The organism is Mesorhizobium sp. M4B.F.Ca.ET.203.01.1.1, from assembly GCF_004791025.1.
Taxonomy (GTDB): Bacteria; Pseudomonadota; Alphaproteobacteria; order Rhizobiales; family Rhizobiaceae; genus Mesorhizobium; species Mesorhizobium abyssinicae.
In genome coordinates this window covers 170,467-185,056 of the sequence record NZ_SRUO01000005.1, presented here as the reverse complement: position 1 = coordinate 185,056, position 14,590 = coordinate 170,467, and the positions used below count along the sequence as shown (strand labels likewise).

At 68.8% G+C, this 14,590-nt stretch carries 13 protein-coding genes; 1 reads left to right on the top strand and 12 read right to left on the bottom strand.

The features are described 5' to 3' along the window. Positions 1–7 precede the first annotated feature (7 nt). The 7 genes from cobT to cbiE are packed head-to-tail and all read right to left on the bottom strand — an operon-like array spanning position 8 to position 6,318. The gene (cobT, locus tag EN846_RS13515; protein ID WP_128346732.1) at positions 8–1,018 is read right to left on the bottom strand and encodes a nicotinate-nucleotide--dimethylbenzimidazole phosphoribosyltransferase; all 1,011 of its coding nucleotides are present in this window, start codon (positions 1,016–1,018) and stop codon (positions 8–10) included. A gap of 24 nt (positions 1,019–1,042) precedes the next feature. Then, positions 1,043–1,819 carry an adenosylcobinamide-GDP ribazoletransferase gene (locus EN846_RS13510; protein WP_127393583.1) on the bottom strand — a complete coding sequence of 259 codons (777 nt, stop codon included), beginning with the start codon at positions 1,817–1,819 and terminating at the stop codon, positions 1,043–1,045. A gap of 3 nt (positions 1,820–1,822) precedes the next feature. Then, complete coding sequence (locus EN846_RS13505; RefSeq protein ID WP_127393582.1) at positions 1,823–3,136, bottom strand: cobyrinate a,c-diamide synthase; 1,314 nt, start codon at positions 3,134–3,136, stop codon at positions 1,823–1,825. Further along, complete coding sequence (cobA, locus tag EN846_RS13500) at positions 3,133–3,948, bottom strand: uroporphyrinogen-III C-methyltransferase (RefSeq protein ID WP_127393581.1); 816 nt, start codon at positions 3,946–3,948, stop codon at positions 3,133–3,135. The genes EN846_RS13505 and cobA overlap by 4 nt, the downstream gene beginning before the upstream one ends. Beyond that, positions 3,945–4,709: a precorrin-4 C(11)-methyltransferase gene (gene cobM, locus EN846_RS13495; RefSeq protein ID WP_127393580.1), complete on the bottom strand. Its 765-nt coding sequence runs from the start codon at positions 4,707–4,709 to the stop codon at positions 3,945–3,947. The genes cobA and cobM overlap by 4 nt, the downstream gene beginning before the upstream one ends. Then, entirely contained in the window at positions 4,706–5,092 is a 387-nt protein-coding gene (locus EN846_RS13490; RefSeq protein ID WP_128346651.1) for a cobalamin biosynthesis protein, read from the bottom strand. The genes cobM and EN846_RS13490 overlap by 4 nt, the downstream gene beginning before the upstream one ends. Beyond that, positions 5,089–6,318, bottom strand: coding sequence for a precorrin-6y C5,15-methyltransferase (decarboxylating) subunit CbiE (gene cbiE / locus EN846_RS13485; RefSeq protein ID WP_128346652.1), 1,230 nt, complete (start codon positions 6,316–6,318; stop codon positions 5,089–5,091). The genes EN846_RS13490 and cbiE overlap by 4 nt, the downstream gene beginning before the upstream one ends. Before the next feature lie 154 nt (positions 6,319–6,472). Between cbiE and EN846_RS13480 the strand changes: the two genes are divergently transcribed. Beyond that, positions 6,473–7,237 carry a cobalt-precorrin-6A reductase gene (locus tag EN846_RS13480; protein WP_128346653.1) on the top strand — a complete coding sequence of 255 codons (765 nt, stop codon included), beginning with the start codon at positions 6,473–6,475 and terminating at the stop codon, positions 7,235–7,237. On the opposite strand, the gene EN846_RS13475 is transcribed toward EN846_RS13480, so the two are convergent. From EN846_RS13475 to EN846_RS13455, 5 genes are read right to left on the bottom strand one after another with little or no spacing between them, the layout of a single operon-like run. Then, on the bottom strand, positions 7,201–7,965 hold the full coding sequence (locus EN846_RS13475) for a precorrin-3B C(17)-methyltransferase (RefSeq protein WP_127394070.1): 765 nt from the start codon (positions 7,963–7,965) through the stop codon (positions 7,201–7,203). The two genes, EN846_RS13480 and EN846_RS13475, sit on opposite strands and share 37 nt — an antisense overlap. Beyond that, the gene (locus EN846_RS13470) at positions 7,962–8,720 is read right to left on the bottom strand and encodes a precorrin-2 C(20)-methyltransferase (protein WP_127283355.1); all 759 of its coding nucleotides are present in this window, start codon (positions 8,718–8,720) and stop codon (positions 7,962–7,964) included. The genes EN846_RS13475 and EN846_RS13470 overlap by 4 nt, the downstream gene beginning before the upstream one ends. Beyond that, complete coding sequence (locus EN846_RS13465) at positions 8,717–9,349, bottom strand: precorrin-8X methylmutase (protein ID WP_127394069.1); 633 nt, start codon at positions 9,347–9,349, stop codon at positions 8,717–8,719. Before EN846_RS13465 ends, EN846_RS13470 begins: the two co-directional genes overlap by 4 nt. Positions 9,350–9,351: 2 nt before the next feature. Next, positions 9,352–10,818 (bottom strand): precorrin-3B synthase, encoded by a 1,467-nt coding sequence (gene cobG / locus EN846_RS13460; protein WP_128346654.1) that lies wholly within the window; start codon positions 10,816–10,818, stop codon positions 9,352–9,354. Next, a complete protein-coding gene (locus EN846_RS13455) occupies positions 10,815–14,573 on the bottom strand; it encodes a cobaltochelatase subunit CobN (protein WP_135858717.1) in 3,759 nt (1,252 codons plus the stop codon). Before EN846_RS13455 ends, cobG begins: the two co-directional genes overlap by 4 nt. Positions 14,574–14,590 lie beyond the last annotated feature (17 nt).

Here is a 14,590-nt window from a genome sequence, read left to right as displayed (position 1 = left end):
CTTCCTTTCACTTCTCCGACACACCTGCCTCAGCAAAGCTCGCCATGCGGGCGTGGCATTCCAGCGCCGAGCGCACGATGTTGACGGCAAGGCAGGCGCCGGACCCTTCGCCGAGCCGCATGCCGAGGTCGAGCAGCGGCGGCAGGCCGAGCGCTTCGAGCAGGCGGCGGTGGCCGGATTCGGCCGAGACATGGGCGGCGATGGTGTGGGCGAGGCCGGTCGGGTGCAGCCGCGCCAGCGGCGCCGCGGCGGCGGTGCAGACAAAACCGTCGAGCAGGACCGGCACATTGTTGCGGCGCGCGGCAAGCGTGGCGCCGAAGATAGCGGCGAGCTCGCGGCCGCCAAGGGCTGCGGCGATCTTCAGCGGGTCGGACAGCGCGTCGGCATGGCGCTTGAGGCCGGCTTCGATCGTGGTCACCTTGCGCTTCAGGCCGGCATCGTCGACGCCGGTGCCGCGCCCGGTCCATTTCTCGGCGCCGCCACCGAACAGGGCGGCAGAAATCGCTGCCGCCGGCGTGGTGTTGCCGATGCCCATTTCGCCGAAGCAGACGAGGTCGATATCCTTGGTCACCGCGTCATGGCCGGCCGAGACGGCGGCGAGGAAGGCTTTCTCGTCCATCGCCGGCACTTCGGTGAAGTCGCCGGTCGGATGGTCTAGGTCGAGCGGAATGACGTCGAGATCGGCGCCGGCGATGCGGGCAAGCTGGTTGATGGCGGCGCCGCCGCCGGCGAAATTCGCCACCATCTGTACGGTGACTTCCGACGGGAAGGCCGAGACGCCCTGCGCGGTGACGCCGTGATTGCCGGCAAAGACGAAGACCTTCACCTTGTCCAGCCTCGGCATGTCGCGGCCCTGCCAGCGCCCCAGCCAGGCGGAGATGGTTTCCAGCCGGCCGAGGCTGCCTTGCGGCTTGGTCAGCGTGTCCTGGCGGCGGGCGACGGCATTGGCCGCGGTGTCGCTGCCGGCCGGCAGATCGAGGCAGGCAGCGCGAAGTTCATCAAGCGATTTGAAAGACATGGGGGCAAAGTCTCCGAAAAAGAGTCAGGATAGGGATACGGAAGCGACGAGCAGGACTGCGATCTCGCCAAGTTGCTGAAGGGCGCCGATCGTGTCGCCGGTCTGGCCGTCGATCTGGTTGAGGCAAAGGGCGCGGAACGCGGCAAACAGCAGACCAAGCAGGACGATCGCGACAATGGCGCCGCCTGGCCCGAGCAGGAGGAGCGGTATCGCGCCGAGCACGGCGCCAACTATTGCGGCCTCGGCCGAGACGCTGCCGGCGCCGGCCGAGAGGCCGTCGGACCGCGCCGGGGGCAAGAGATGCATGAAGGCGCCCAGCAATCCGCGCGAGGCGGCGTGCGCGGCAATGAGCGCCAGGAGCGCCTGAGTCGGGTCGGCGAATTCCGAAATCGCGCTCCAGCGGATCAGCAGCGACAGGGCCAGTGCCGACGCGCCATAGGCGCCGATGCGGCTGTCGCGCATGATCTCCAGTTTTCCACCGCGCGACTTGCCGCCGCCAAAGCCATCGGCGACATCGGACAGCCCGTCCTCGTGCAGGCAGCCGGTGGTGAGCAATGTTGCGGCAAGTGCTAGCGCGGCCGCCGGACCCATGGCAAGGCCGAACCGTTCCGCCGTGGCGTAGACGACCGCGCCGATCAGGCCGACGGCAAGACCGGCGACAGGGGCGGCCCAGATCGCGGCGGCGAGGCTGCGTCCGCGAAAATCAAAGACGGGCAGCGGCAGCCTGGTGAAGAAGACCAGGCAAAGGGCGATGTCATCGAGGACTTGCCGGAGCGAAAGGGGAAAGTTCTTGAGCTTCATGCCCTAGCCCCTCGCAATGGCATGGAAGAACGTCCCGCTAACATGGCCGCGCCGGTAGCCGGAGGCGCCGAGCGGATTGCCCTGGCCGTCGGCAAGGTCGGCCAGCGGCTCGTCGTTGCCGGTGGCCGTCATCTGCGCATAGTGGAATTCATGGCCGCGGATCAGCGTGCCCTCGGCTCCGAGCGGGCAAGCGGCGCGCAGCCGCGCCTCGCGGTAGCCGAGGTTCATCTTGCGCCTGGCGAAGCTGGTCGAATGGCCGAGCAGGCCAAGCATCGGATGCGTGTCGCCTGCCGCGTCCTCAAGAGTCTTGCCCAGCACCATGAAGCCACCGCACTCGCCGTGGATCGGCTTGGTCGCGGCGAAGCGCGCCATTGCGGCCCGGAAGTTGGTGGCGGCGGCCAGCCTGCCGGCATGAAGCTCGGGATAGCCGCCGGGCAGCCAGCAGACATCGCAGCTGTCGTCGGGCGCTTCGTCGGCGAGCGGCGAGAAGGTAACGATCTCGGCGCCGGCCTTGTGCCAGTGGGCGGCGACGTGCGGGTAGACGAAGGTGAAGGCGGCGTCCTCCGCCAGCGCGATGCGCTGTCCGGGTGGCGGCAGCGCGTCGCCGAAATCGCCAGCCGCCGGCACCAGCGGCGTGGCCAACGCCATGATGGCGTCGAGATCGAGCGACTTCTCGGCCATGTCGGCCAGCCGGTCGAGATGCGCCATCAGGTTCTCGTACTCGCCGGCCTGGACGAGGCCGAGATGGCGCTCAGGCAGGTTGAGCGTGGGATCGCGCAGGATGGCGCCGACGACCGGCAGGCCGATCGCCTCGATGGCATCGCCGGACAGCCGCCGGTGGCGCTCGCTGCCGAGCCGGTTAAGGACGACGCCGGCCATGCGCACGTCCGGGTCGTAGGTTGCAAAACCCTTGGCAACGGCGGCCGCCGTGGTCGACTGGCCGGACACATCGAGCACGAGCAGCACCGGCAGGCCGTAGAGCCGCGCAAGGTCGGCGGCCGAACCCGTGCGGCCTTCTGGGGCGGGAATGCCGTCGAACAGGCCCATGGCGCTTTCGAGGACGACGAAGTCGGCATCGTCAGCCGCTTGCCTGGCCAGCGCATTGAGCAGGGAAGGCGGCATTGCCCAGCTGTCGAGGTTGACGCCGGAGAGGCCGGTGGCGGCGGTGTGGAAGCCCGGGTCGATGTAGTCAGGCCCGGACTTGGCGCCGCGCACCTTCAGGCCGCGCCGGGCGAGCGCGCGCAGGATGCCGATGGTGACGCTGGTCTTGCCCGAACCCGAGCGCGGCGCGCCGATGATGATGGCGCGCGCCGTCATGGTTCGCCCGCCAGTGCCGCGCGCATGGCGACGATGCCGCCGACGACGATCAGCGCCGGCGAGGCGAGCCCGGCGGCCGCGGCTTCCTCGGCGATGGTGGCGAGCGTGGCGACGACGATACGCTCCTGCGGCGTCGTCGCGGAAACGATCACCGCTGCCGGCGTCGACGGCGCCAGGCCGCCCTCCAGCAGCGAAGCGGCGATCCGCGGCAGGTTGGCCATGCCCATATAGATGACGACCGGCTGGCCGGTGCGAGCGATCGCCGCCCAGTCGAGATCGTCCTCGGTGCCGGCGGCGTGGCCTGTGGCCAGGATGACCGCCTTGTTGATGCCGCGCATGGTGGCGGGGATGCCGGTGGCGGCGAGCGCGCTCAGCCCGGAGGTCAGGCCGGACAGCACGCGGAAAGGAATAGCCTCCCGCGCCAGCGCCAAAGCCTCTTCGCCGCCGCGTCCAAAGATGTAGGGGTCGCCGCCCTTGAGACGGACGACGCGGCGTCCCTCGCGGGCCAGCCGCACCAGCAAAGCGGTGATGTCGTCCTGCTTCATCGACGGCTGGCCGCCGCGTTTGCCGGCATAGAAGAGCTCGGCGCTTTCGGCGACCGCGACGATATCGGGCGAGACCAGCGCGTCGTAGACGAGCGCGTCGCATTGCCCGAGCGCGGCCAGCGCTTCGAGCGTCAGGCAGCCGGGATCGCCGGGGCCGGCGCCGGCCAGCCAGACATGGCCGGGCTCCAGCGCACGCGGCTTGAAGTTCAGCCGCGCCAGCGCCTGCTCCACCGTGGCCCGTCCGTTTCTGTTGGTGCTGCCGTTCACAATCCGTCCCGTCCGCGAAAACGCCGCTGGTAGTGGGCGTCATAAAGTGAGCTTTCGCCGAAATCCTGCGCCGCGAGCGCGCTGCCGACAAAGATGATCGCCGTGCGTTCCATCGGGTTTTCCGCCAGCTGCGCCGCGATGGTGCCGAGCGTGCCGGTCAGCACGCGCTCGTCCGGCCAGGAAGCGCGAAAGACGACCGCGACCGGACATTCGGAGCCGTAGTGCGGTGTCAGTTCGGCAACGATGCGGTCGATGGCGTGGATGGCGAGGTGGATGGCGAGCGTGGCGCCGGTGCGGCCGAAGCCGGCCAGCGTTTCACCCGGCGGCATCTTCGAGGCGCGGCCGGAGACGCGCGTGAGCACCAGGCTCTGCGCCAGTTCGGGAATGGTGAGCTCGCGCCGCAGCGCGGCAGCCGCTGCCGCAAACGAGGGCACGCCCGGCGTCAGCGTGTAGGGGATGCCGTGCTTCTCCAGACGCCTGATCTGCTCGGCCACCGCGCTCCACACCGAAAGGTCGCCGGAATGCAGGCGTGCGACATCGTCGCCGGCCCTGTGGGCGGCGACATATTCGGCCTCGATCTCGTCGAGCGACATCGGCGCGGTGTCGATCAGCTTTGTCCCCGGCGCGCAATGTTCGAGCAGTTCGGGCGCAACAATGGAGCCGGCATAGAGGCACACAGGGCAGGAGGCCAGCAGCCGGCTGCCGCGCAGAGTGATGAGGTCGGCCGCGCCCGGTCCGGCGCCGATGAAATGAACGGTCATGCGGCATCTCCGCCGAGCGCGATGGCGCAGGTGACAGGACCGAGCACCGTGCGCGGCCCGAGCAGTTTCGCGCCCTTGCCGGCAGCGGCGAGCGCGGAGGCCTCCGAAACCGACGGCGTGCCGGCCTTCGACTGCGAAAGCTCGGAGTGGCTGAGCGCGCCGGATGATGCGGCTTGCATGGCATCGTTCGAGACGACGATCACAGGCAAAGCGAGATCGCTGCCGGCGAGGAAGATCGCTTCCTCGTCGCGTTTGATTTCACCGGTCGCCAGGGCCGAAAGCGCCGTCATTGCCAATCCATGCGCTTCGAGAGCGGTCTCCACGGCGGCGCGCACGTCGCTCACCGTCACGCCCTTCCGGCTGCCGATGCCCGCGACCATCATGGCTTGACCCAGCTCCACTGTGTGACCGGCATGGCCGGCCGCCAGGCTTGCATCGAGCCGACGGGCGAGGCCCGGGAGATGGCGATGCGGATGAGATCGCCGCCATGCTTGTTATGTTGGGCGAGGAGCAATCCCTCCATCTCCAGCGTCACGGCATTGGCGACGAGGCGGCCGCCCGTCCGCAAAGCCTTGATGGCTTTCTCCAGCACGCCGGCGTCGCTGCCGCCGCCGCCGATGAAGATGGCGTCCGGCGCCTCCAGTCCGGTGAAGGCCTTGGGCGCCGGGCCCTCGATCACGACAAGACCGGGCACGCCGCAATGCGAGGCGTTACGGCGGATGCGGACGGCGCGCTCCTTGTCGGCCTCGATGGCGATGGCGCGCAGCGAGGGGTGAGCGAGCATCCATTCGATGCCGACCGAGCCTGAGCCGGCGCCGATGTCCCACAGCAGTTCGCCGCGCCGCGGCGCCAGCGCCGACAGCGTCATGGCGCGGATCTCGCGCTTGGTGATCTGGCCGTCATGCTCGAACAGGTGGTCGGCAAGCCCCGACGCCAGCGGCAGGACACGGGCATCCGGTGTCGATTCAACGTCCAGCGCCAGCACGTTGAGCGGATTGATGTTCTTGAGATCGAAGCCGTCGGCGCGCGCGCTTCGGCGTGCTTCATCGGGGCCGCCGAGCGCTTCGAAGACGGTCAACCGCGAGGGTCCGAAGCCGAGTTCGTCGAGCAGCCCGGCGATCGCCGCCGGCGCATCGCCGTCGGATGTCAGCGCAAGGATGCGCGCGCCGTGGTGGAGGAGGGGGCGGACCAGGTCGATCGCGTGGCCGTGGAGCGAGATCGCCTCGACATCCTGCAGCGCCCAGCCCAGCCGGGCTGCCGCCAGAGACAGCGATGAAGGCGCCGGCAGCACCCGCATTTGCTCGGGTTTCACCTTGCGCGCCAGTGTGACGCCGACGCCGTGGAAGAACGGGTCGCCGGACGCAAGCACGCAGGTTCTTTTTCCCGCCCGTGCCAGGACATCGCCCATTTCGGTGTCGAATGGTGTCGGCCAGGCACGGCTCTCACCCGTCGCCAAGGATGCGACGAGCGCGAGGTGCCGCTTGCCGCCGAAGATGAATTCGGCTTGCGCTATGTGCTGCTTGGCCTCGTCGCCGAGACCCGCTACACCGTCCTCGCCGATGCCGACGATGGTGAGCCATTGAGGTTTTGGCTGCTTGTTTTTTGACATGCCGCGCCGCCGCTCATCCGCCTGCCGGCACCTTCTCCCCGTATAGTGACGGGGAGAAGGGGGCTGGTTGCAACGCCGGCGTTACCCTCTCCCCGTCCTTACGGGGAGAGGGTAAGGGTGAGGGGCCGCGCCGGCGCTGCGCATCGTGGTGCTCATGACGAATATTCTGATCCTCGGCGGCACCACGGAAGCCCGGCAGCTGGCGGGAAAGCTCGCCGCGCGCGCCGATCTCGCGGTCACACTGTCGCTGGCCGGCCGCACCGAAAGCCCTGTCGCGCAAGGCGTGCCGGTGCGCGTTGGCGGTTTCGGCGGCGCGCAGGGGCTGGCGGCCTATCTCAAGGAAACCGGCACGGCCCTGCTGATCGACGCTACGCATCCCTACGCGGCGCGCATCTCGGCGAACGCCGCTGAAGCTGCCCGGCAAGCCGGCGTGCCGATCCTTGCCTTGCGGCGTCCCGGCTGGGAGCCCGTGGCGGGCGATCGCTGGACGTTGGTCGACAGCGTGGCGGAGGCGGCAACGGCGCTCGGCACGGCGCCGCGCCGGGTCTTCCTGGCGATCGGCAGGCAGGAAGCCGGCGCCTTCGAGGCCGCGCCCCAGCACCACTATCTCATTCGCAGCGTCGACCCGGTCGAGCCGAAGCTGACCCTGCCCGACGCGATCTATCTGCTGGCGCGCGGACCGTTTCCGGAAGCGGACGAGCGCGCGCTGCTCGAAAGCCACGGGATCGATGCCATCGTTTCCAAGAACAGCGGCGGCGAGGCGACCTACGGCAAGATCGCCGCGGCGCGCGCGCTCGGCATCGATGTGATCATGGTCCGTCGGCCGTCCGTGCCCGACGTTCCATCGGCCGACACCGTCGATCAGCTGGCCGCCAAGGTCGATCATCTTTTCGAGCCCGTTGCCGAGCGTGGCGTGTAGACCAGCGACGGCTTGTCGCCGCGCCGAATGATCCTGGTTTCCGGCGAGCCGATGATGATGCAGGTGGCCATGTCGGCCTTTTCCGCATCGGCATCGGCGAGCAGATGCACGTCGATACGCTCGTCCGGCCGGCCGGCGGCGCGGCCGAAGATGACCGGCGTGGTCCCGGGCAGGATCGCCTTCAAACATTCGAAGGCCCGCCCGAGCTGCCAGGGGCGCGCCTTGCTGATCGGGTTGTAGAGCGCGACGACGAAGCCGGCGCCGGCGGCGGCCAGCAGGCGCAGCTCGATCAGATCCCAGGGCTTCAGATTGTCGGAGAGCGAGATGGCGCAAAAGTCGTGGCCGAGCGGGGCGCCGATGCGGGCGGCGACGGCAAGCATGGCGGTGACGCCGGGAACGACCGCAAGGTCGATCGCGCGCCATTCCGTCGGGCCGGCCTCGATCGCCTCGCAGATTGCGGCTGCCATGGCGAAGACGCCGGGGTCGCCGCCGGAGACGACGGCGACGTCATGGCCCTCGGCGGCCTTGGCCAGCGCTTCGTTGGAGCGGGCAAGCTCCTCCCGGTTGTCGGATGCGATGCGTGTCTGGTCCGGCCTCAGCTCGAGCCGGTCGACATAGGGCTTGTAGCCATAGAAGAACTTGGCCTCGGACACGGCGCGGCTCGCTTCCGGAGTGACCTGATCGGCGTTGCCGGGACCGAGGCCGATGACGGTAAGGCGGCCGCTCATGCCTTGGCTCCGGCAGCACCGGGACGGGCGGACCAGCCGGCGACCAGCACGATGGCGAAATAGGGGGCCTTGTCGTCCGGCTTGTCGGCTAGCCGCATCGAGACGCTGCCCGGCATGGTGCCGCGCTCGACATAGACGGCTTTGGCAAGCTTGCCGGTCGCCTGCAGCGCGCGGCGGATTTTCGGCAGGTTGCGGCCGACCTTCATGATCACCGCTGCGTCGGTGTCGGCCAGCCGCCGCGTCAGCTCGAACTCGCTCATCGTGCCCGGCAGGACAGTCAGCACGTCGTCGCCCTGGACGATAGGCAGGCCGGTCGCCGACCAGCAGCCGGACATGGCGGTGACCCCGGGGATGACCTCGGTCGGGAAGCGATGCGCGAGGCGCACATGCAGGTGCATGTAGGACCCGTAGAAAAGCGGGTCGCCTTCCGACAGCACGGCCACCATCCTGCCGGCGGCAAGATGTTCCGCGACCGCCTCCGCCGACTGCTCGTAGAAATCGGCGATCTGCGAGCGATAGTCGTCGTGATCCTTGTCGATCTCGGTCGTCACCGGATAGAGCAGCGGCAGCTCGATCATGTCCGGCCGGAAGCGGGCCTCGACGATGGCGCGCGCATTGCTGTTGTTGCCGCGCTTGGCGAAATAGGCGACGACGTCGGCCTCTGCCAATGCCCGCGCAGCCTTGAGCGTCAGTAGCTCGGGATCGCCGGGACCGGTGCCGACGCCGACGAGGCGGCCTTTTACAATCGCGTTCACAGGCCGGGCCTCGCCAATGCGTTGAGGGCTGCGGCGGTCATGGCGCTGCCGCCCAGCCTGCCGCGCACGATGGCGTAGGGCACGCCATAGGAATTCTCCGCCAGCGCGTCCTTCGATTCGGCCGCCCCCACGAAGCCGACCGGCATGCCAATGATCGCGGCGGGCTTGGGGCCGCCGTCACGGAGCTTCTCCAGCAGGTAGAAAAGCGCCGTCGGTGCATTGCCGATGGCGACGACCGAGCCGGCGATGCGCTCGCCCCAGAGGTCGATCGCGGCGGCCGAGCGGGTGTTGCCGATCTCCCTGGCGATCTCGGCGGTACGCGGATCGCGCAGCGTGCAGATCACCTCGTTGCCGGCCGGCAGGCGGGCGCGGGTGACGCCATGCGAAACCATCTCGGCGTCGCAGAAGATCGATGCGCCGGCGGCAAGGGCCGCGCGGGCCGCGCCGACGAAATCGTTCGAGAAAACAAAATGGCTGGCGGCCTCGACCTGGCCGCAGGCATGGATCATGCGGATCGCGACATCGGCCTCGGCGTCCGAGAAGCGCGACAGGTCGGCCTCGGCGCGGATGATGGCAAAGGAGCGTTCGTAGATCGCGGTGCCGTCATGGATATAGTCGTAGGCCGTCATGCTCAATCCTGTCGATAGATGTCGGCGATGCCGGCCGCGCCAAGCCTTGTCATGCAGGCGGCGGCTGTTTCGCCTCGATGTCGTTGCGCGCGGATCGCTGCAAGGATGCCGCCAACGCCGCGCGCGGCGTCATAGCCCGGCCTGTATCCGGCAGGAAGAGCCTTCGCCGTCCCGCCAACGACAAGTCCGGCTCCGTTTTCGTCGCCGACCAGTGTGAGGGCGGCCAAGCCGGGATGCGCGCAGCCTTTGGCGCAGCCGGAAACGTGCAGGCTGAGCGAGGCGTCGAGGAGGTCGCTGTTTTGCGCCGCGATGGTTTCGGCGATGGCACGGGTGGCGATGCGGCCAGAGGCGCAGGCCGGTGTGCCGGGGCAGGCAGCGATGCGAATTCGCGGATCGGCGGCGTCGGTGACGAAGCCGAGGGCGGCGGCGGAGGTTTGCAGCGAGGTGCAGGCGACTGAGGCGAGGCCAAGGAAGAGCATGGCGCGGCCGGGGGACAGGCGGATCTCGGTGGTGCCGAGGCCGGCGGCTTGCGTGGCAAGTTCGATGAGCGATTGTGCCGGCATGCTGCCGTAGGGCAGGCCGATACCGAGAGCAAAAGTGTCGCCGGCCAAGGGGAAAAGGCCGATAGGTTTGCGCGAGGCCCCCCCCTCTGTCCTGCCGGACATCTCCCCCTCAAGGGGGGAGATTACGCTCTCGCCAATGGTTTCGCCAATCTGCAACGTTGAAAATGGGGAGCCGGCGTCGACGCTGCCAATCTCCCCCCTTGAGGGGGAGATGTCCGGCAGGACAGAGAGGGGGGCGACAGAGTGCCAACTTGCGAGTGAATTAAGCTGCCGCTCCGACAAGTCGCGGGTATGCGCCTCACGGCCTTTTTCCGCGACCATCCTGAGTGCCGCCACAGTGATGTCGCGTGCAGCATCCTCGTCGGCCGTCGCCAGCGGCATTGCATTGCGCGCGTCTCCGACGACAGACAAACTCCAGTGCACGGCCGCGTCGGCCCGCACCGCCTTCAGCCTTACGTCGGCCGTGACCGCGTCCATCGCCAGTTGCCCGCCGCCGTCGACAACCACCGACACCTTCGGTCCCAGCCGTGGCGTCAACCCGGCCTCTTCGACGGCCGCCCTGATCCGCTCGGCGAGCGGGCGCGGATCGGCAACCTCCTGCGGATCTATGCCCGCCAGTGGCCCGGTCTCGACCGGCACGCCGATGCGCACGGCAATGCCCAGCGCATCCACCTCCGCCGCCAGCAGGCGCGCGCTTTCCGCCGTTAGGCCACGGATCTGCAAACTGCCGCGCGCGGTCACTTCCATGATGCCGTTGCCGTGGCGCAAGGCGGATTCGCCGAGTCCGATCAGCGACTTCGGGGTAAGTCCTCCAGCGACCGGATTGAGCCGCACCAGCAGTCCGTCGCCGGTCTGCATCGGGGCGCTGAGGGCAGGGCAGGCGCCGCGGCGCGAGAAGGCGTTCATGCCGCCACCTGCTGGGCTTCGGCGATCAGCGCGGCGAGATCGTCGTCGATGGAGTTCCGCAAGGGGTGCCATAGGCCACGCCGTCGCGCGGAGAGGAAGCGTTCCGCGATCACCTTCGCGGCAGCCGGGTTCTCGCGCAGGATGAAGGCGCGAACGTGCGCGTCGCCGAGATAGGCATCGTGCACCGCCTCGATCAGCGCGCCCGATATGGCATGCGTGGTCTCGGCAAAGCCGACGAGGCGGTCGACGGTCTCGGCGAATTCGGAGGCGCCGCGCGGGCCATGGCGCATCTGGCCGGCAATGAAGCGCGGGTTGACGGCGCGGGCGCGGACCACTCTGGCCACCGCTTCGCCCACCGAGCGCGGCCTCGGCTTTTGCGGGTCCGTGGTGTCGAGCACGATGACATCGGCATTTTTGCCCAGTGCTGCCAAGGCGGCCGAAAACCCGCCGATGAAGGCAACGTCGGCCGAGCCTTCGAGGATGTCGCGGCCGGGATCGTCGCCGGTGTGGACGAGCAGGTCGGCCTCGGCGATGCGGCCCTCGAAGGCGCCGGGCGCGGAAGTCGCCTCGCCGTCGGCGCCGCCATAGGCATGCGAGGTGGCGTCGAGATAGGCGCGGCCGATTTCTTCGCGGCCGACCCAGTCGCCGCTGGACAAAAGATCCTCGACGCCGGCGCCGTAGGTGCCGGGCGAGGTGCCGAAAATGCGCGGGCCGATCTTGCCCTCGGCGCGGCTCGCCGCGGCGAGCGGGTTCTCGGAATCGTCCTCGTCGCGGCTGGCGACGGCGGTGGCGGCGGCGTCGATCAGTGCGATCTGGGTCGGGAACATGTCGCGGAACAGGCCGGAAATGCGCCAGGTGACGTCGACGCGCGGCCGGCCAAGTGCTGCCGGTGGCAGCACCTCGATGCCGGTGACGCGGCCGGTGGCGGCATCCCATTGCGGCCGGCAGCCCATCAGCGCCAGGCCTTGAGCGATCTCCTCGCCGCCCGTGCGCAGCGAGGCCGAGCCCCAGAGGTCGATGACCAGCGAGCGCGGCCAGTCGCCATGCAACTGCATGTAGCTGCGCACGACTTCTTCCGCCGCCGCCTGGCCAAGGTCATAGGCGGTCGGCGTCGGCATGGTGCGCGGGTCGGCGGTGAACAGGTTGCGGCCGGTCGGCAGCACGTCGGAGCGGCCGCGCGCCGGCGCGCCGGCCGGTCCGGCCTTGATGTGGCGGCCATCGAGCGCGGCGAGAAGGGCCGCTTTTTCCGCTTTCGCGCTTTGCCTGCGCAGCGGATCAGCCTCGCCCTCGGGCGCGCGGCCATAGACGTGCAGTCCGTCCTTGACGGCGAAATCCTTGAGGTCACAGAGCCAGGCGTCGATGCGGCGCAGCGCTTCGTCCGGCGCGTCGGTTCTGGCAACGCCAGCTTCGGAGGCAAGCCCGGTTTTTCGCGCGGTCTCGACGATCAGCCTGGCCAGGCGGTCGCGGCGGCGACGGTCGAGCCCGTCGGCCTGCGCATATTCGTCGACCAGCCGCTCGAGGCGCTGCTGGTTCTCATCGAGGCCCGCACCAGTCAGCGGCGGCGGCAGGTGGCCGAGCGTGACGGCGGCGATGCGGCGCTTGGCTTGCGCCGCCTCGCCGGGATTGGAGACGATGAAGGGATAGATGACGGGCAGCGCGCCGGTGACGATCTCGGGGAAGCAGATATCGGAGAGCGCGACCGTCTTGCCCGGCAGCCATTCCAGCGTGCCGTGCGCGCCGACATGGATGAGGGCGTGGACCCCGAGCGATTTTTGCAGCCAGAGGCCGAAGGCGATCAGGTCGTGGCGCGGGGGCAAAGTGGGGTCATGGTAGTCGGCGCGGCGGTCGACTGAGCGGCCACGATCGGGGGCGAGTGCCACGGTGACGTTACCGAAGGTCGCTGCGCGGAAGGGGAAGTGGGTTTCGTGCGCTAGCCGCGAAGGCTCGCGTTCTGTCGCGCCCCCCTCTGTCCTGCCGGACATCTCCCCCACAAGGGGGGAGATCAGGCTCGCGCCGTCGATTTCGCCAATCTCCGACTTCGCAGGGGGAAAGCCGGCGGAGGAACTGCCAATCTCCCCCCACGTGGGGGAGATGTCCGGCAGGACAGAGGGGGGCGCCTCGCGCGAACCTTTCCCTTCTGCCTTGCCCCACGCGGCCTCTATTGCATCGTGCGCTGGCCTCGGTAGTTCGGCCGAAAAGGCGAAGTAGGCCTCTACGGAGAGGCCTTGCCCACCCACCTCCAGCGCATCCAGCAGTTCCCGCGGCGATTGCGGAATCCCGTCAACCGCATAGCCCTCCTCCTTCAGGTCATGCAGCATCGCGAGCACGCTCGACGGCACGTCGAGGCCGACGGCATAGCCGGTACGGCCGGGCGCGCTCGGATAATCCGGTATCAGGATCGCCAGCTTGCGCTCGGCCCGCTCGGTCCGCCGCAGGCGAATGAACGCCGCGATGCGCTTGGCGACCTGCGCGATGCGACCTGCCTCCGGCCGGTTGGCGAAGGCGCGGAAAGCCAGCGCCGGGTCGGTTTCGCTCTCGCCCTTGAACGAAATCGCGCCGGCCAGGATGCGGCCGTCGAGTTCCGGCAGCACGACATGCATGGCAAGGTCGGCGGGCGCCAGGCCGCGCTGGTTTTTCTCCCAGACCTCGCGGCGCGTGGTGGCGACGATGACCTGGAAGACCGGCACGCCGGCACGGTCGAACAGCGTCTCCGCGCCGGGTTCGGCGCCGGAGGCGAATGCAGTGGCGGTGATGATGGCGGCCGGGTTCAGTGAGGCGAGGGCGTTCTCGACAAAGGCGAGAGACGCCTGATCCTTGAGGCTCGAAACGAAGATCGGCACCGGCGCGATGCCTTGCGAGCGCAACGCCTCGACCAGCGCATCGATCGGTGCGACATCGGCGGCGAGCAGCATCGAGCGATAGAAGAGGATGGGGATGACAGCGGTGCTGAGGTTGTCAGCGTCGAGTTTCGTCGCCCCCCTCTCTGTCCTGCCGGACATCTCCCCCTCAAGGGGGGAGATTGAGCTGTCGTCGACGCTTTCGCCAATCGCCGACGTTGCAGATGGCTCTTTTGACGCCCTTGAAGAAGGGGCGCCGGGGTCGGTGACGGCTGATCTCCCCCCTTGAGGGGGAGATGTCCGGCAGGACAGAGAGGGGGGCGAAGGAGCGCCGACGCTCGATAGGACTGGTTTTTCGACAACTCCCAGGCCCGGCTCGTAGTACCCAGCCTTCGGGACGCAGACCGGCTCGGCAACCGCCTCATCCGACCCAGCCAGCCGCGCCAGCCTCTTCACCAGCGCTGTCATATTCGCAGGCCCGCCTTCGCGGAAATAGCCGAGCAATCCGTCCAGCTCGGCGCGCGGCAGGGTCGAGGCCTCGATCAGCCGCAGGTCCTCGTCGTGGCTTTCGCCGGGCAGCAGCGCCAGCTTGATGCCGCGTTCGCGCGCGACCGCGGCGAGCTGGTCGCAGCCGTAGCGCCACCAGTCATAGCCGCCGAGAATGCGGACCAGGATGACGTTGGCATGGCGGGCGACGCTGTCGATCCAGAGGTCGACGGACATCGGATGGCGGAGATCGCGCAACGCGGCGAGCCGCATTGAGGGCAATCGTTCCGCGTCGGCCTTCCATGCAGCCGCGAGCCCCGAGAGATCGCTGTCGGTGAAGGACAGCGCCACGACATCCGCAGGCGTCTGCCTGAGATCGACAGGCTCGGCGAGATCGTCGAGCGAGGCGGATGTGGTGGTGAGGATGTGCATCTTGGTTCGGGTCTGCC